15 protein-coding genes are annotated in these 16591 nt (G+C 74.2%); 6 read left to right on the forward strand and 9 right to left on the reverse strand.

Translation table 11 applies throughout. The annotated features are described in order from the left end of the window. Window positions 1–13: 13 nt before the first annotated feature. From RM779_RS19915 to RM779_RS19940, 6 genes are all read right to left on the reverse strand, one after another. The gene (locus tag RM779_RS19915; protein WP_311619096.1) at window positions 14–1339 is read right to left on the reverse strand and encodes a PP2C family protein-serine/threonine phosphatase; all 1326 of its coding nucleotides are present in this window, start codon (window positions 1337–1339) and stop codon (window positions 14–16) included. A 4-nt stretch (window positions 1340–1343) separates the two neighbouring features. Next, on the reverse strand, window positions 1344–2360 hold the full coding sequence (locus RM779_RS19920; protein WP_311619097.1) for an ATP-binding protein: 1017 nt from the start codon (window positions 2358–2360) through the stop codon (window positions 1344–1346). 5 nt (window positions 2361–2365) lie between these two features. After that, window positions 2366–2827, reverse strand: a complete 462-nt coding sequence (locus tag RM779_RS19925; protein WP_394813340.1) for an ATP-binding protein — start codon at window positions 2825–2827, stop codon at window positions 2366–2368. Further along, window positions 2811–3197, reverse strand: coding sequence for an STAS domain-containing protein (locus RM779_RS19930; protein WP_311619098.1), 387 nt, complete (start codon window positions 3195–3197; stop codon window positions 2811–2813). Before RM779_RS19930 ends, RM779_RS19925 begins: the two co-directional genes overlap by 17 nt. A gap of 20 nt (window positions 3198–3217) precedes the next feature. Further along, complete coding sequence (locus RM779_RS19935; protein ID WP_311619099.1) at window positions 3218–4096, reverse strand: STAS domain-containing protein; 879 nt, start codon at window positions 4094–4096, stop codon at window positions 3218–3220. Window positions 4097–4296: 200 nt separating this feature from the next. Next, window positions 4297–4797 carry a MarR family winged helix-turn-helix transcriptional regulator gene (locus RM779_RS19940; protein WP_394813341.1) on the reverse strand — a complete coding sequence of 167 codons (501 nt, stop codon included), beginning with the start codon at window positions 4795–4797 and terminating at the stop codon, window positions 4297–4299. 119 nt (window positions 4798–4916) lie between these two features. Here RM779_RS19940 and RM779_RS19945 point away from each other — a divergent pair, with 119 nt between their 5' ends. Continuing rightward, complete coding sequence (locus RM779_RS19945) at window positions 4917–6083, forward strand: PP2C family protein-serine/threonine phosphatase (protein ID WP_311619100.1); 1167 nt, start codon at window positions 4917–4919, stop codon at window positions 6081–6083. Between the two features lie 57 nt (window positions 6084–6140). On the opposite strand, the gene RM779_RS19950 is transcribed toward RM779_RS19945, so the two are convergent. Beyond that, window positions 6141–8102: a PhoX family protein gene (locus tag RM779_RS19950; RefSeq protein ID WP_311619101.1), complete on the reverse strand. Its 1962-nt coding sequence runs from the start codon at window positions 8100–8102 to the stop codon at window positions 6141–6143. Between the two features lie 154 nt (window positions 8103–8256). Further along, window positions 8257–9774, reverse strand: coding sequence for an aldehyde dehydrogenase (NADP(+)) (locus tag RM779_RS19955; RefSeq protein WP_311619259.1), 1518 nt, complete (start codon window positions 9772–9774; stop codon window positions 8257–8259). Between the two features lie 148 nt (window positions 9775–9922). On the opposite strand from RM779_RS19955, the gene RM779_RS19960 reads away from it, so the two are divergent. The 4 genes from RM779_RS19960 to RM779_RS19975 all read left to right on the forward strand — a co-directional run bounded on the left by RM779_RS19960 (window position 9923) and on the right by RM779_RS19975 (window position 13689). After that, window positions 9923–10693: an IclR family transcriptional regulator gene (locus RM779_RS19960; protein WP_311619102.1), complete on the forward strand. Its 771-nt coding sequence runs from the start codon at window positions 9923–9925 to the stop codon at window positions 10691–10693. Between the two features lie 82 nt (window positions 10694–10775). Next, window positions 10776–11816, forward strand: a complete 1041-nt coding sequence (locus RM779_RS19965; RefSeq protein ID WP_311619103.1) for a hypothetical protein — start codon at window positions 10776–10778, stop codon at window positions 11814–11816. A gap of 68 nt (window positions 11817–11884) precedes the next feature. Beyond that, window positions 11885–13045 (forward strand): sensor histidine kinase, encoded by a 1161-nt coding sequence (locus RM779_RS19970; protein WP_311619260.1) that lies wholly within the window; start codon window positions 11885–11887, stop codon window positions 13043–13045. Window positions 13046–13047: 2 nt separating this feature from the next. Then, complete coding sequence (locus tag RM779_RS19975; RefSeq protein ID WP_311619261.1) at window positions 13048–13689, forward strand: response regulator transcription factor; 642 nt, start codon at window positions 13048–13050, stop codon at window positions 13687–13689. 22 nt (window positions 13690–13711) lie between these two features. Here the strand turns inward: RM779_RS19975 and RM779_RS19980 are convergent, their stop codons facing one another. Next, window positions 13712–14368, reverse strand: a complete 657-nt coding sequence (locus RM779_RS19980; RefSeq protein WP_311619104.1) for a TetR/AcrR family transcriptional regulator — start codon at window positions 14366–14368, stop codon at window positions 13712–13714. 269 nt (window positions 14369–14637) lie between these two features. On the opposite strand from RM779_RS19980, the gene pknB reads away from it, so the two are divergent. Beyond that, window positions 14638–16590, forward strand: coding sequence for a Stk1 family PASTA domain-containing Ser/Thr kinase (gene pknB, locus RM779_RS19985; RefSeq protein ID WP_311619105.1), 1953 nt, complete (start codon window positions 14638–14640; stop codon window positions 16588–16590). Window position 16591 lies beyond the last annotated feature (1 nt).

Below are 16591 nucleotides of genomic sequence, written 5' to 3' on the forward strand. Positions count from 1 at the left end.
CACCGGCCCGGCGTCACCCGCCGACGCCCTGCCGCCCGGGCGCGCGGCGCCCGGGCGGCACCGGACGGGCCCGGGCCGGCGGGGCCGCCGGGGCCGGCTGCGGCAGCGCGCGGACCGCGAGGGCCAGGGTGTCGTCCGGGTGCAGGATCACGGTGTGCATGTCGCCCGCGATGGCGGACGGCACGTCCCCGATCGGCATACGGGCGTGCCGGGTCGCGGCGCGGATCAGCCGCGCCTCGCCCTCCAGCGGGTCTTTGCGGCTTTCGGTGAGGCCGTCGGTGTAGAGCACCAGCAGATCGCCGGGGGCGAGTGCGGTGCGCAGCACCGCGTCGCTGCCGGCCATGGGGAAGCCGATGCCGCGGCCCTTCACCTCCAGGTAGCGGTGGCCGCCGTCGGCGCCGATCAGCAGGGCCGGCGGGTGGCTGCCGTTGGCCAGGAGCAGTTCGCCGGTGGCCGGGCTCAGCCGGGCCAGCTGGACGGTGGCCATCAGCTCGCGGTCGAACGGCAGCAGGATCTCGTCGGTGCGGGCGATGATCGAGTCGAGCCGGTGCCCCTCCAGCGCGAGGGTGCGCACGGCGTGTGTGACGTTGAGCGCGCTGCGGGTGCTGGTGACGCCGTGGCCGAGCGCGTCCACGACCGTGATGTGCACGGAGCCGTCCGGCAGCCGGAACCAGTCGTAGAGGTCGCCGCCGGTCGGGGCGTCGGTGCCGGCCGGGGCGTAGTGGACGGCCAGTTCGAGGCCGTCGACGTCGATGGGCGGCGGGCGCAGCGCGTCCTCCAGCTCCCTGAGCGTCTTGCCGTGCGCGCGGCGCAGCCGCTCGTCGCGCTCCTCCAGCTGCACGTAGAGGGCCAGGACGCCGCTGTTGGTCTCGGCCAGTTCGTCCTTCAGGCGGCGGTGGTCCACGGCGAGCGCCTCGGCCCTGGCCATGGCGTACCGCAGCTCCTCCTCCCTGGCCGAGCCCTCCGCCGCGGCGTCGCAGCCCGCGGACGCGTCCGCGGCGGAGCCGTCCCCGTCCGGCAGCGGCAGCCGCCAGACGGCGGAGCCGTCGTCGGACACCTCGGCGGGCAGCGGCAGTTCGGCGAAGGGCGGCAGGATACCGCCCGGCAGCGCGTGGCAGGCGACGGTGAGCACGCCGGGGCGCCCGCGCGGCTCGCGGCGCACGGTGGTGTCCAGGCCGATGGGCCGGCCGGCGGCGAACTCGGCCTCGGCCACGGCCGTCACGGAGACCACGAGACGGGCCCGCAGGTCGACGGGCAGGCGGTGGGCGCGGGCCAGCAGGCGTACGGCGCTGAGCAGGTCTGCCGCGGTGGTGAAGCGGCGGCTTTCTTTCGTTGTCATGGCATCAGGGGGCAAGGGCTATGACCGCCGCATCGTCCCTGAGGTGCCGGTGGCGGTGGGCGAGGGCGGGGGCCAGGAGGGACGGGGGCAGTCGGAACAGGAACGGGGCGGAGCCGCGGCTCCAGGAGGCGTCGATGCCGTCCGTGTGCAGCAGCCAGGTCGTGGCCGCCGTCACCGGAAGGCGGTGCACCACGGGCCGCGGCAGGTTGTAGCCGACGATCCCGGGCGGCCCCTGCGGGCCGCCGCGGGCCCGGTCGGGACCGGTCAGCACCAGCCGGACGTTCCCGGTGGCGCAGAACTCCATGTGGTCGCCCGCCAGGCGCAGCAGCGCGACGGCGGCGCCGCGGGTGCGGCCGAGCGCGCGGTGCAGGGCGGTGATCAGCTCGGCCGGCGGGGCGTCGGGGGCCTGCCGGAAGGCGGCCATGGCCCGTTCGGCGGCCTCGTCGGCGACCGGGCCGTGGCCGAGGGCGTCGACGAGGAGGGCGGTGCGGCCGGCCGGGGTCTCGACGACGGCGGCGGCGTCGCCGCAGGCCGCGGCCTCGCCCACGGAGCCCTGGCCGTCGGCGGGGAGGCAGACGGTGCCGACCTTGCCGCCGCTCTCGCCGCCTTCGCCTGGAACGACGAGCCTGGCGCTGACCAGCGTGCCGGACCCGTCGGTGCGGATGGCCAGTTCACCGGCGATGCGGCGGACCGCGCCGAGCCCGGCGCCCAGGGTGCCGCTGGTGGTGAACCCGTCGGTGAGTGCGGCGTCCACGCTGCGGATGCCGGGACCGCCATCGGCGGCCACGATCTCCACACCGCGGCCGAGGGGCAGGGGCTGGAGGTAGAGCACGCCGCCGGTGGCGTGCTTGTGCAGGTTGGTGGCCAGCTCGCCGGCGACGACGGCCGCCTTCTCCGGCAGGGCACCGGGCAGCCCCGCCGCCTCGGCCACCCGGCGGGCGGAGGTCACGGCCAGCTGCACGGCGCCGCGGTGGTCGATGCGGACCTGCCTGGTGACCGGCGGTCGCGTGGTGTCCGGCACGGCGGTTACCCGGGGGTCCAGCGGGTGACGCACACGGTGGTGCCGCCGCCCGGCGGGCAGTCGATGCGGAACTCGTGCATCAGGCGCCGGGCGCCGCCCAGGCCGTGCCCGAGCCCCGAGCCGGTGCTGAACCCGTCGGCGAGCGCCGCGTCGATGTTGGCGATGCCGGGCCCGGCATCGCTGACGGTGAGCCGCACGCCCCGGCCGCCGGGCCGCCGCAGCCGCTCGATGACGAGCGTGCCGCCGCCGCCGTGGATGTAGGCGTTGCGGACCAGCTCGCTGGCGGCGGTGACCACCCGCGTCTGGTCGACCAGGCCGAATCCGGTCTCCAGCGTCGCGGCCCGGACCGCGTGCCTGGCCTCCAGCAGATCCTCCTCGGTGCGGACGGGGTACTCGGTGCGGTGCTCGGCCGCCGCCGCGGCCCCGCCCCGCCCCCGTCCGGCCGGAGTCTCACGAGGCGTCGTCACCACGGGAGCCTTCCCGGGAAGACCTGGTCCTGTACCAGCCGAGCGCGGCCATTCCGGCCTCCGCGTTCAGCGCCGTTTCGACGCCGTGCAGCTTCAGGCCGAGCTCGACGAGCGTGATGGCGACGGGCGGACGCATGCCCGCGACGATCACCCGCGCGCCCAGCAGCCGTGCGGTGGTGGTCAGTTCGCTCAGGGTACGGGCGACGAAGGAGTCGATGATCTCCAGGCGGGAGATGTCGATGAGGACACCGGTGGCCGCCTCGCGGGTGATGCGCTCGGTCAGCTCGTCGACGAAGGCCATGGCGGACTGGTCGTCCAACTCGTCGAGAAGGCCCGTGACGAGGACGTCACCGAGACGCAGGATCGGCACGCCTGCCGAGTGCCTTCCGGTCACCGGCCTGCCGTCTCGCCCAGCGGAACCCCGGACTGCCCTGTGATCTTGACGGCCTCGGCGAGCGCGTCGGCCAGTGTGGCCTTGGTGGCGATGGCGGACAGGTCGAGTCCGAGCTGCGCGATGGTCTGGGCGATGGGCGGCCGGATGCCGCTGATCACGCAGTCGGCGCCCATGAGCCGGACCGCGGCCACGGTCTGCATGAGGTGCTGCGCCACGGAGGTGTCCACCGCGGCCACGCCGGTGATGTCGATGATGGCGACCTGCGCCTCGTCGGCCTGGATGGCCTGGAGGAGGCTCTCCATGACGACCTGGGTGCGGTCGGTGTCCAGGGTGCCGATCAGCGGCACCGCGAGGACGTGCCGCCAGAGTCTGACCACGGGGGTGGACAGCTCCATCAGCTGCCTGCTCTGCCGGCTGATGATCTCCTCCCTGCTGGCCACGTAGGTGTCGAACGACAGCACACCGGCGGCGTCGAGCAGCCGGTTGATCACGACGGCCGACTCGAACAGCTCCCTGGCGTTCTGCGTGGAGCGCTGGATGATCTCCAGCATGACCTCCTTGAGCGACAGCACGGCGAGCGAGGTCGCGGTCGGGGTGGCGCCCGCGCGGGCGCGGCGCAGGGACAGCTCGGTGACGGTCTCCCGCAACTCGGTGTGCTCGGTGACGAGGCGGCCGACGGGCATCGCGCTCTCCAGGCCGCCCAGCAGCGCGGACAGCAACTGGCCCGCCTCGCCGCGCAGCTCCTCCTCGCCGATGCCGCTGACCATGACCTCCTGGTCTATCTGGAGCCGGACCCAGTTGTCCGCGATCTCGGTCGTATGGTCACGCAGCGCGTGGATCAGCCGATCGCGCACGGCTGACTCGATGGCACTCACAACAAACCCTCTCGCCGTCGGCGCATCCGGCCGCATCAACATCCTCGGACGCCAACACCGTTACCGTGAGCCTCATAGTTGCACTTCGGCAAATGTTAGCGTTCATCCGGCCGGGCCAGGAAGTCCCGTCCGCCGACCGGTACCTGCCCCCTCGTACGCCGTCCGAACAGCGAGGAGTCCGCATGAGCCCGTCGTCCTGCCTACGCGGAGCGGGCCTGGCGGTCGTCCGGACGGTCGGCGCCAAGCTCCGTGGTGCCGCGCACCGCCGTCCTGAAGCCGGCCAGCCCCTCGGTGAGGGCCGTGCGGGCCGCGGGCGGCATCGCCGCGATCGCGGAGCGCAGCGCCACTTCGCGGCGGGCCCGCAGCTCGGCGAGGAAGCGGCGGCCGCTGGGCGTGAGCCACAGCTCCAGCTCGCGCCGGCTGGTCTGGCTCGTGGTCCGCTCGACGAAACCCACGGCCTGGAGCCGGTCGCAGAGCCGACTGACCGAGGAGGGCGCCGCACCCAGCAGCCGGCCCAGATTGCGGAGATTGATCCCCTCGTCCCGCTCCAGTATGTAGAGCACCCGCAGCTGCGAGGACGAGACGGGCGCGGGCGACGCGGCGTCCCGTCCGCGCTCCCAGAGGATCTCCAGCAGCTCGATCATTTCGGAGACCGCGCAGGCGGTGGCGTCCGAGGAGCGATGCGGAGAAGGCGGATTCACGTATCTCACTGTGGCACTCACTCCCGTGCTTGTCATCCCGGATGTCCGGTACCGCCCCCATCTCCCGCCGGTCGCCCGGCCGGTGAGCAACGACACTTCTGAAGAAGGTGTTCCACCCAGTGGACAGACTCGTGGCCGCGTACCGCGCCCTGCGTACGGCGGCCCCCTATGAGCTGCTCGGTTCCCTTCGGGCGGTACTGCTGCGGCACTACGCCATCGGCGAAGCGGAACTCCGGCTCGTCGACTACGCGATGAGCGCGCTGCGCCCGGTGGAGTCCGGGCCGGACGGGGGCGGCACCGTGTCGGCGCGTACCGGTCCCGCCGGACGGGCCTTCGGCTCCCAGCGGCCGTTCGTCGAGCCGGCCGGCCGGGCGGACGGGGGCCTGCTCACCGTGCATCTGCCGGTGAGCGTGCGCGGGAACACCACGGGCGTGCTGACGGTCCGGGTGCCGCGGGACCGGTTCTCCGCGGACGTGCTCGCAGAGCTGGGCGAGATCGCCGAGGCGCTGGGGCACGAGCTGGCGGTCGCCGACCGCGACACGGACCTCTACCTGCGCGCGGGCCGGACGGAACGGCTGACACTGGCGGCCGAGATGCAGTGGCAACTGCTGCCCGGCCGGTCCTGCTCCCGCCCGGAGTTCGACCTCGGCGGGCATCTGGAGCCGGCCTACTCGATCCGCGGGGACAACTTCGACTGGGCGACCTCCGCCGAGCACCTGACGCTGTCGGTGATCAACGGCATGGGCGAGGGGATAGGGGCCGCCCTGCTGACGAATCTCGCCGTCAACGCGCTGCGCAACGCGCGGCGGGCCGGGCTCGGCCTGGTGGAGCAGGCGTACCTCGCGGACCAGGCCCTGTACGGCCAGTACCGGGGCGCAGCCCACGTGGCGGCGCTGCTGCTGCGCTTCGAGCTGGCCACGGGCCTGGTGACGGTCATCGACGCCGGGTCGCCGCGCGTGTGGCTGCGGCGGCGGGGCGCCGTGGAGATGCCGGCGTTCGAGGCCCAGCTGCCGCTGGGGATGTTCGAGGACACCGAGTACAGGACCGAGCAGTTTCAGGTCGAGCCGGGCGACCGGCTGTTCTTCCTCAGCGACGGCGTGTACGACGCCGCCTCGCCGGCCGGCGAGCGGTACCGGGAGAAGGCGCTGGCGCGGGCCCTGTCGAACAGCGGCCTGCTGCCGCCCGCGCAGGTACCGCGCGCGGTGCTCGGCGAGCTGGCGGGCTACCGGGGCGGCCCCTCGCCCGAGGACGACGCGATGGTGGTGTGCCTGGACTGGCGCGGCTGAACGCGTGCCCGGCCGGGCGCGGGGGTAACCGCGCCCGGCCGGGGAAGACCGGTCGTCTCAGGCGCCGATGACGCCGCCGTCGGTGCGCCGGATGACGACGGTGGCGGAGCGGGGGCGGCCCTCGGGGTCGAAGTCCGGCCAGTTGCTGACCACCCGCGGGTCCTCGGGCGTCGGGGTGCCCCAGACGGTGGTGGACTCGCCGGGGTGCTGGACATTGACGAACATCGTCCGCTGGTCGGGGGTGAAGGTCACGCCGCTGATCTCGGAGCCGCGGGGCCCGGTCAGGAAGCGGCGGATCTCACCGCTGCGCGGGTCGGCGGCCAGCATCTGGTTGTTGCCGATGTTCTCGTAGCCCTTCTCCGCCAGGTTCTGCGAGGAGTTGGACACGTCCGTCTGAATCCACAGCCGCCCGTCGCCGTCGAAGGCGATGCCGTCGGGCGAGCCGAAGATGTTGGACGCGTCCAGCTCGACCTGGGGGTCGTGGGCCGGGTCGCCGGCCAGTACGAAGATGTCCCAGGCGAAGGAGGTGGCGGCGTGGTTGCCGCCCTCCTCGGTCCAGCGGACGATGTGGCCGTACGGGTTCGGGGTGCGCGGGTGGACGGCGCTGTCCCAGCCGCTGCCGTTGGTGAGCGTGCAGTAGACGTCACCGTTGCGCGGGTTGACGGCGATCCACTCGGGCCGGTCCATCTTGGTGGCGCCGAGGGCGTCGGCGGCCTCGCGGGTGCGCAGCAGCACGTCCGCCTGGTCCGCGAAACCGTTCTCCGCGGTCAGCGCGCCGGTGCCGTGCTCAAGCGGCAGCCAGCTGCCGGAGCCGTCGTCCTCGAAGCGCGCCACGTAGAGCGTGCCGTGGTCGAGCGGGCTGCGGCCGAGCGCCCGCTGCACGCGCCAGCTGCCCTGCCCGACGAACTTGTAGATGTAGTCGCCGTCCTGGTCGTCCCCCGAGTAGGCGACGACCCGGCCGCGCGACTCGGTGACGGTGCAGCCCTCGTGCTTGAAGCGGCCGAGCGCGGTGCGCTTGACGGGCTTGGCGCCGGGGTCCTTGGGGTCGATCTCGACGATCCAGCCGAACCGGTTGATCTCGCCCGGGTTGGCGGCCAGGTCGAAGCGCGAGTCGGCCTCGTGCCAGCGGAAGCCGCCGCCGGAGGCGGAGACGCCGTAGCGCTCCTGGGCCGGGGTGGGCTCCCAGCCGGCCTCCTCGGTGCCGAAGTAGTTGTTCCAGTTCTCCTCGCAGGTGAGGTACGTCCCCCACGGGGTGGCGCCACTGGAGCAGTTGTTCAGCGTGCCCATCGGCTCGTTCGCCGAGGCGAGCGCCGGGTGGTCGGCGCGGACCGGTCCGGAGAACGCGACCGGGGTGGTGCCGGTCACGCGGCGGGCGCGGCGGGAGTTCACGACGTGCCAGGTGCCGCCGCGGCGCTGCTCGATCTCGACGACGCTCACGCCGTGCGCGGCGAGCGCCTTCTCGACCTTCTCCGCCGTGATCTCCTCGGCACCGTCTGGGAACAGCAGTTCCTGGTCGACGTACTCGTGGTTGAGCACGAGCAGACCGCGGCGGCTGCCCTCGCGGCCGTTGCCGAGGGGGAAGAAGTGCATGCCGTCATGATTCATCCCGATCTGCTCGGCCTGGTCGGCCGCGGAGTCCGAGGCGTCCTTGTGCCAGGCGGGGCCGCCGGGGCGGATCGGCGTGCCCCAGGGGATGAGGACCTGCGTCTCGTATCCGTCGGGGACGGTGAACTCGTCCGCGGTGCTGGTGGGCACCGGGTCGAAGCCGAGGAGCCTGCGGGGCCTGACGCCGCCCTCCCAACCGCCGTCGCCGCCGGCCGCCGGGGTCCTGGCCACGGCTGTGCCGGTGCCGAGACCGGTCGCGGCCAGGAAGCCCGCCGCCGCGGCGGTGCCGCCCATGAGGGCGGTGCGGCGGGACATCCGCTGCTGGACGACCTCACCGAACGACCGGTTGCCCGAGGCGTTCGAACTCACGTCGTCCGGGTCGTACTCGGGAAACACCGGGCGCTTTGCTGCCATCGCGGGTCCTCACTAGCTGATGTGACGAAAGTGATGTTCCCGTGAGGCTAGGAGCCGACAGTAGCGCCGAGCCGCCACCAAGGTGAACACGCGGCCACCGCCGCACATACGGACGATTCACCGTAACTGTTCACTTGGCGGCGGCCACGGAACGTCAGCCCTCGCGCCGCCCGTCGACCCGCCGCGGCAGGCCGAGCGGGTTGTCGTCGCGCAGCTCGGCCGGCAGCAGGGCCGCCGGGGCGTCCTGGTAGGCGACCGGGCGCAGCCAGCGTTCGATCGCGGTGGCGCCGACGGAGGTCGACGTCGAGGTGGTCGCCGGGTAAGGGCCGCCGTGCTGCTGGGCGGCGGTGACGGCGACGCCCGTGGGCCAGCCGTTCACGAGAATCCGCCCGGCCAGCGGGGTGAGCCGGGCCAGCAGCCGGGCCCCGGTCCCGTCCTCCTCCTCGCCCTCCGCGGCGCTCAGGTGCAGGGTGGCGGTGAGGTTGCCCGGCAGCCGGGAGAGCACGGCGGCGGCCTGCTCGGCCGTCTCGTAGCGAACCAGGACGGTGACCGGGCCGAAGCACTCCTCGATGAGCAGATCGTGCGGGCCCTCGGCGGCCAGCCGGGCCGCGTCCACGGTGAGGATGCCGGCGGTCACCGCGTTCTCCCCGGCCTCGCCCGCGGCCACGGGGGCGCCGACGCCGTCGAGCGCCGCACGCTCCCGCACCCCGGCGGCGAACGCGTCGCGCATCCTGCCGTCGAGCAGCACGCCGGGCGCCGCCTCGGCGACCTTGGCGGTGAGCGCGGCCAGCAGGGCGTCGCCCGCCTCGCCCGCCGGGGCCAGGACGAAGCCGGGCTTGGTGCAGAACTGGCCGGTGCCCAGCGTCATGGAGCCGGCCAGGCCGCCGCCGATCTCCTCGGCCCGCTCGCGGGCGGCGTCCTCGGTGATCACGACCGGGTTGAGGCTGCCCAGCTCGCCGTGGAACGGAATCGGCACCGGCCGGGCGGCGGCGGCGTCGAACAGGGCGCGCCCGCCGCGGACGGAGCCGGTGAATCCGGCGGCCGTCACCAGCGGGTGCTTGACGAGCTCGACGCCCGCCTCGAAGCCGTGCACGACGGAGACGGTGTCCTGCGGGACCCCGACCGCGGCGGCGGCCCTGCGCAGGGCGGCACCGGTCAGTTCGGAGGTGGCCGGGTGGTCCGGGTGGGCCTTGACGACGACCGGGCAGCCGGCGGCCAGGGCGCTCGCGGTGTCGCCGCCGGGCACGGAGAAGGCGAGCGGGAAGTTGGAGGCGGAGTACACCGCGACGACGCCGAGCGGGATCTTGTAACGGCGCAGATCGGGGCGCGGCGGGGTGAGGGAGGTGTCGGCGTGGTCGATGATGACGCCGAGGTAGGCGCCGTCCGCCACTTCATCGGCGAAGGCACGCAACTGGCCGGTGGTGCGGGCCAGTTCGCCGGTGAGGCGGGTTTCGCCGAGGGCCGTCTCCGCGTCCGCGGAGGCGATGATGCGCGTGCCGTCCGCCTCCAGCTCGTCGGCCGCGGCCCGCAGCAGCGCGATGCGGGTATCCCGGTCGGCGAGGGCCGGGAGGGCGGCGTGGGCGGCGCGGACCGCGGCGTCCACGTCCGCGGCGGTGGCCTCGGCCCCCACCTGCTCCCGCTGCTTTCCGGTTCGGGGGTCCACACTCCACACTGGTACTGCCACCGGGATCGATCCTCCTGCCAGGCGTCTGCTCCCACAAGGCGACGTTCGCTATAGTGCCGTTCGAGATGTTGAACATCGTCCCTGTATGTGAATTTCGTTGGGGACTCTATAGCGGTTCGAACAAAGGGGCAAGGCGATGTCAGCCGGTGAGACGGGCGGTTCCCAGGTCAAGTCGGCAGTGCGCACGGTGGAACTGCTGGAGTTCTTCGCCGGGCGCCCCGGCATGCATTCCCTCGCCGATGTCCAGACGGCCGTCGGGTACCCCAAGTCCAGCCTGTACATGCTGCTGCGCACGCTGGTCGAGCTCGGCTGGGTCGAGACGGACGCCACCGGCACCAGGTACGGCATCGGCGTCCGGGCGCTGCTGGTCGGCACCTCCTACATCGACGGCGACGAGGTCGTGGCCGCGGCCCGGCCGACACTGGACCGGCTCTCCGACGACACCACCGAGACCATCCACCTCGCGCGCCTCGACGGCACGAACGTCGTCTACCTCGCGACCCGGCAGTCCGAGCACTACCTGCGCCCGTTCACCCGGGTCGGCCGCCGGCTGCCCGCGCACTCCACCTCGCTGGGCAAGGCGCTGCTCGCCACCTACAGCGACGAGCAGGTCCGCACGCTGCTCCCCAAGGCCCTGGACCGGCTCACGGAGCACACCATCACCGACCGCGAGCGGCTGATAGCGGAGCTGGCCCAGATCAGGGAACGCGGCTACGCCACCGACCGCGAGGAGAACACGCTCGGTCTGAGCTGCTTCGGCATCGCCATCCCCTACCGCACGCCCGCCAGGGACGCCATCAGCTGCTCCGTACCGGTCGCCCGGCTGACCCCGGCGCACGAACAGCTGATCAGGGACGCCCTGGTCGACGCCCGTGACCGGCTCACCCTGGCCACCCGCCACCTCTGACCGGCCCGCCTCCCCCGCGCGGGGGAGGCGGTTCGGCACGTGGCAGGACGTGCCCGGGCCGGCGGCGCGACAGGTTGGGGGCATGACCACGACGACCCACTCCCCCGCGGCCACCACGGCGGACCCGCGGGCCCGCCGCCGGCGCGACGCGCGGCCCTTCCTCGGCGGCCTCGCCATCGCCGCCTGCGTTCCCTACCTCACCCTCAAGATCGCCTGGCTGGCGGGCAGCCACGTCGGCATTCCGGAAGGCAGCGAGCTGCGCACGCCGGAGGGCGAGGACGGCCTGTTCGCCGCCAACGCCATGACGGCGGTCATGGACGCCCTCGTCATCGTGCTGGTCCTGGCCCTCACCCGGGCCTGGGGCAGGCGGCTGCCCGCCTGGCTGCTCATCACCCCGCTGTGGGTCGCGACCGGCCTGCTCGCCCCCATCCTCGTCGGCTTCCCCTCGATGGCGCTGATCGAGGCGTTCTCCGGCTCCCCGGCCGGCTCGGGCCAGGACGAGATCTTCCTCGACCCATGGGTCTTCACCGCCGTCTACACCGGCTTCGGCGTGCAGGCGCTGGCACTCGGCGGCCTGTTCACGCTCTATGTGCGCGACCGCTTCGGGCATCTGCTGTCCGGGCGGCTGGCCGCGCTCGCCCCCGCGGCCACCGCCGCGGCGCAGCGCGCCGGGGCCGGTGCGGCGGTGCTGGTACTGGCCTTCCCCGCGGGGATGAACGCGCTGTGGCTCGCGGGCGGCACGGCCGGTCTTTCCAAGTCCGAACGCGGAGAGCGGGACGCGCTCTTCCACCTCACCAGCGCCACCAGCGTCCTGTTCGCCCTCGCCGCGGCGGCCGGGGTGCTGCTGCTGGCCTTCCGCCCGCGGCGCCTCGGCGGCACGCGGGTGTTCACCGCGGTCGCGGCGGCCTGGGTCGGCGGCGCCGCGACCGCCAACTGGGGCGGGTGGCTGCTGATGGCCGAGGTGTTCAACTCGGGTGCCGTGTCCGGCGCCGAGCGCGCGACCCCCCTGATGACCCTCGTCCACACGGCGGAGGTGACCGCGGGCGTGCTGGTTCTCGCCGTGGGCGCCCACCTCTTCGCCGAACGGGCGGCGCGCGCCGCCGCCCCGCGGCAGGCGCCGTGAACCGCGGCGCGCGGTGGCGCGGCCCGGGGCGGCGGTGGGTGCACCTGCTGCTCGGCGGCGCGCTGCTCATGCCGTACTTCCTGCTGATGGCCGTCTCCCTGGGGGTGGCCTTCCGGGTGGACGCGACGAACGGTCCCGGCTGGCAGTTCCTGGCCTTCGCTCTGTCCCTGCCGCTGGTCGCCGCCACCGGCCTCCTCGCCCCGGTGCGGCTGCTCGAAGCCGGTGCGGCCCGCACACTGGCCGGGGTGCCCGGTGCGGCCCTGGCCGCCGCACCGGCCGGAAGCTGGGCCGCGCGGCGGCGCGCCGCCGCGTGGTTCACCGCGCACCTCGGCCTCGGCGGCCTGGTCAGCGGCGCCACGCTCGCCGTTCCGCCGCTGGCCTGTGTGCTGCTGGCCGCGCCGTTCTCCGCCGCGCTGCGCGACAGCAGGTTCGGCGCGCAACTGCCGCTGCCGCACGACGCTCCATGGCTGGGCCCGCCCACCGGGCTCGCGCTGCTCGCCGCCCTGACCGCGGCCGCGGCGGGCGCGGGCGCGCTGCTGGTGCGGCTGGCCCCCGCCCTGCTCGGCCCGACCCCGGCCGACCGGCTCGCGGCGGCGGAGGCGAGGGCCGCCGACCTCGCCGCCCGCAACCGGCTGGCCCGCGAGCTGCACGACTCCGTGGGGCACGCGCTCAGCGCCGTCACGCTCCAGGCCGCCGCCGCGGGCAAGGTGCTGGACGCCGACCCGGAGTTCGTCCGCGAGGCACTGGCCGCGATCGAGGACACGGCCAGGGGCGCCGTCGCCGAACTGGACACGGTGCTCGGCCTGCTGCGCGAGGACGAGGCCGCGGGCACGGCGCCCTCGCCGACCCTCGCCGACCTCGACGGCCTGCTGAGCAGGACCCGCGCCGCCGGCGTCACGGTCGTGCTCCCCCGCGGCGGACCGCCCGGGGGATTGCCGCGGCTGGTGTCCCGCGAGGCGTACCGCATCGTTCAGGAGGGGCTGGCCAACGCCCTGCGGCACGCGGGAACGGTCCGGGTCGCGCTGTACCTGGCCGCCGACGAGAAGGAGTTGACGCTGACCATGGAGAACTCGCTGACGGCCCGGCGCGGCGACGCGGCCCGCGGGGGCGGGCGCGGACTGCGCGGCATCGAGGAGCGCGCCGCGCTGCTGGGCGGCAGCGCGCGCTGGGGCGCGCGGGAGGGGACCTGGCGCCTTGAGGTCCGGCTCCCGCTGGGGGCGGCCCGGTGACCGTGCGCGTGCTGGTGGCCGACGACGAACGCCTGGTGCGCACCGCCCTGCGCGCCATCCTCGGCGCCGAGCCCGGCCTCGACGTGGTGGGCGAGGCGGCGAACGGCGACGAGGCCGTGACGCGGGCCGGCGAACTGCGGCCGGACGTCGTGCTGATGGACGTCCGGATGCCGGGCACGAACGGCATCAGGGCCACGGAGGCGCTGCTGGCCACGATGGACGAGCCGCCGCGCGTCATCGTCGTCACCACCTTCGAGAACGACTCCTACGTCTACGAGGCGCTGCGGGTGGGCGCCAGCGGCTTCCTGCTGAAGCGCTCGGCGGCCGAGGACCTGGTACGGGCGGTGCGGCTGGTGGCGCACAGTGACTCGCTGCTGTTCCCCGCCGCGGTGCGGGCACTGGCGGCGCGGCACGCCCGCGGGGAACGGGCCGGGGCGCTGCGGGCGCGGCTCACCGAGCGGGAGGCTCAGGTGCTGCGGCTGATGGCACAGGGACTGAACAACGCGGAGATCGCGGCCCGGCTCTCGGTGGGCGCGCAAACGGTGAAGTCGCACGTGGCGGCCGTACTCGCCAAACTCGGCGCGCGCGACCGCACGCAGGCGGTGATCGCCGCCTACGAACACGGCTTCGTCACGCCCGGCTGACGCGACGGCGGGCGCGCCGGCCCTACGGGTAGCCGAGGCCGCGGCGGATGAGGAAGGCGAGCGCGTCGGCCGTCGACTCTTCCTCGGCCACGGTGTGCTTGCGGGAGAACAGCTGGTGAAAGGTGCGTTCGGTCATCCAGGTCAGGGCGAGCGCACGCAGCTCGTCACTGTCCTCGGCTCCCTCCACCGGGACCCCGCGCGCCCGGTCCCGGCCCACGGCCTCGGCGAGCAGCCGCGCCGCGCGGCCGCACAGCGAGTCATACACGGCGCGCACGGCGGGCTCCCGGCTCAGCAGGCCGGCGCCGGCGACGAAGACGAAGTCGTAGGAACGCCAGTTGTCGAGGATGACGGCGAGCAGCCGTTCGACCACCGCGCCGACCGGCGGTTCCGCCTCCGCGGCGAGGGCCTCTTCGAGGCCCGCGAGGAGACGGCTGATGCCGCGGTGCACCACGGCGGCCAGGACGGTGTTCTTGTTGTCGAAGTAGAAGTAGACGGAGGAACGGGACAGCCCGGCCGCGGCGGCGATGGTCTCCATGGTGATCCGTTCCGGCGGATGGTCCCGCAGCAGCTCCTCCGCGGCGGCCACCAGGGCCTCTTCCCGCAGGTCGCCCCGGCTGACCCGGCGCTGCCTCGGCCGCCTGCCGGTCACGGCGCCCCCGGGCGCCTGCTGTCCTTCCATCGGGCCAGGCTATGCGCCGTGCGGGGCACCGCGCCGCCGTAACCCGGTGCCGGTGCCCGGCTCTGGGGCCCCTGTTCTTCTGTCCGTGCGGCGTCGGGGTGGGGCGCCGACGCCGTGCCCGCCGACGCCCCGTACACTCGCCCGCGCCCGCGGGCCGCTAAGGTCCCGGTCAACTACCGCTGTCCGTTCCGGTAGTTTGGCCCGGACGGGCGGACGGCCCAGTCGCACCCGTCCGCGGCGGGCGGCATGTTGGGGGAGAACTGACGTTGATGGACGCACTGCGTACGGTCGCTGACCGGTACGAGTTGCGGCAGGTGGTGGGCCGCGGGGGGATGGCGAAGGTCCATCTGGCGCACGACCGGCGCCTGGCCCGCACGGTGGCCGTCAAGCTCCTGCTGCCCGACCTCGCCAGGGACGCCGTCTTCCAGGCCAGGTTCCGGCGCGAGGCGCAGTCCGCCGCCTCGCTGAACCACCCGGCGGTCGTCGCCGTCTACGACACCGGCGAGGAGGAGGTGGACGGCGTCTCCACGCCGTTCATCGTGATGGAGTACGTCGAGGGTGCCACCCTGCGCGAGTTGCTGTCCGGCGGCCGCGGGTCGCCCGAATGGGCGCTGGAGATGTGCGCGGGCGTGCTGGACGCGCTGGAGTACGCCCACCAGCACGGCATCGTCCACCGCGACATCAAGCCGGCCAACGTCATGCTCACCGGTGCCGGCCGGGTGAAGGTGATGGACTTCGGCATCGCCAGGGCCATGGGCGACGCGGGCATGACGCAGACCAATTCGGTCGTCGGCACCGCCCAGTACCTGTCCCCCGAGCAGGCCAGGGGCGAGCCGGTCGACACCCGTTCCGACCTGTACTCCACCGGCTGCCTGCTCTACGAACTGCTGACGCAGCGGCCGCCGTTCACCGGCGACTCCCCGGTGTCCGTGGCCTACCAGCACGTCAATGAGGAGCCCGCGCCGCCGGGTGAGTTCGTTCCCGGCCTCACCGGGGACGCCGATGCCGTGGTGCTGAAGGCGCTGGCGAAGGACCGCGACCACCGCTACCAGAGCGCGGCGGAGATGCGTGCCGACATCGAGGCACTTCTCGCCCACCGGCCGCCGGCCGCCGCCGGCCGGACCGCCGCGGACCCGCCGACCGCGGAGTTGCGGCCCCGTCCCGGCCCGGCGACCAGACCGCTTCCGCCGGTGCCCGGCGCCCCGCGCCGGGGCTCCGCCGACCGGCAACGCACATCGGGGAACTGGAAGATACCGCTGGCCGTCCTCACCGTGCTGCTCCTCGTCGGCGCCGCCGTCGTCGGCTTCGCCCTGCTCGGCGGCGGGGACGAGGGCGGCGGCACGGACGGCGGAAGCGGCGGGGCGGCCACGCTGACCGTGCCGGAGCTGGCCGGTATGTCCCTCGGAGAAGCCAGGGAACGGGCGGCCGAGGACGACTTCGAGATCGCCGAGGGCGGCAGCAGGCCGTGCGCGGCGGCGGAGGACACCGTCTGCGAAACCAGCCCGGCGGCGGGCACGGAGATCGACCCCGGCGGCCTGGTCACCCTCATCATGTCCTCGGGCGCCGAATCGGTCGAGGTGCCCGACGTCACCGGCGGCACGGCCGACGAGGCGCGCCGACTGCTCGATGAGCTGGGGTTCGACGTCGCCGAGGAGGAGCAGACCGCGGAGGCGCTGGCGCCGGTCGGCACGGTCCTGGCCCAGGACCCGGAGGGGGGCACGGACGCCGACCCGGGCAGCACCGTCACGCTGACCGTGCAGGGGGAGGCGCCCGAGGAGGAGCCGGCCACCGTGTCCGTGCCCGAGGTCACGGGTCTGCCGTTCGAGGAGGCAGAACCGGCCCTGCGCGAGGCCGGGTTCGAGGTCGCCCGGCAGGATGTGCCCGGCGACGCGCCGGCCGGCGAGGTCGTCGGCACTTCCCCCGCCGCCGGCACGCAGCACCCGGCGGGCGGCACGGTCACCGTGAGCGTGTCGACGGGACCGCAGGACGGGGAGCAGCCGGACCCGGGGGAGCCGGTGCGGATTCCCGATGTCAGCGGCCTGGCGTACGCGGAGGCCGACGCGGCACTCCAGGCCCTCGGCCTGGACACCATGGGCACCAGCTACCCCGCCGAGGACCAGGGCTGCGTGCCCGAGGACATCGTCCGCTACACCAGCCCGGCGGCCGGGGAGACCCTGGAGCCGGGCGGCCGGATCTACCTCAACTGCTACCGGGGGCCCTGAC

It is taken from the genome of Streptomyces johnsoniae, assembly GCF_031845565.1.
In the GTDB taxonomy this organism is placed as follows: domain Bacteria; phylum Actinomycetota; class Actinomycetes; order Streptomycetales; family Streptomycetaceae; genus Streptomyces; species Streptomyces johnsoniae.

Coding starts and splice junctions, on each gene's coding strand:
- RM779_RS19915 (WP_311619096.1), bottom strand. CDS start 1,339: ATGACAACGAAAGAAAGCCGCCGCTTCACCACCGCGGCAGACCTGCTC.
- RM779_RS19950 (WP_311619101.1), bottom strand. CDS start 8,102: ATGGCAGCAAAGCGCCCGGTGTTTCCCGAGTACGACCCGGACGACGTG.
- RM779_RS19960 (WP_311619102.1), top strand. CDS start 9,923: ATGTCAGCCGGTGAGACGGGCGGTTCCCAGGTCAAGTCGGCAGTGCGC.
- RM779_RS19965 (WP_311619103.1), top strand. CDS start 10,776: ATGACCACGACGACCCACTCCCCCGCGGCCACCACGGCGGACCCGCGG.
- RM779_RS19970 (WP_311619260.1), top strand. CDS start 11,885: ATGCCGTACTTCCTGCTGATGGCCGTCTCCCTGGGGGTGGCCTTCCGG.
- RM779_RS19980 (WP_311619104.1), bottom strand. CDS start 14,368: ATGGAAGGACAGCAGGCGCCCGGGGGCGCCGTGACCGGCAGGCGGCCG.
- pknB (WP_311619105.1), top strand. CDS start 14,638: ATGGACGCACTGCGTACGGTCGCTGACCGGTACGAGTTGCGGCAGGTG.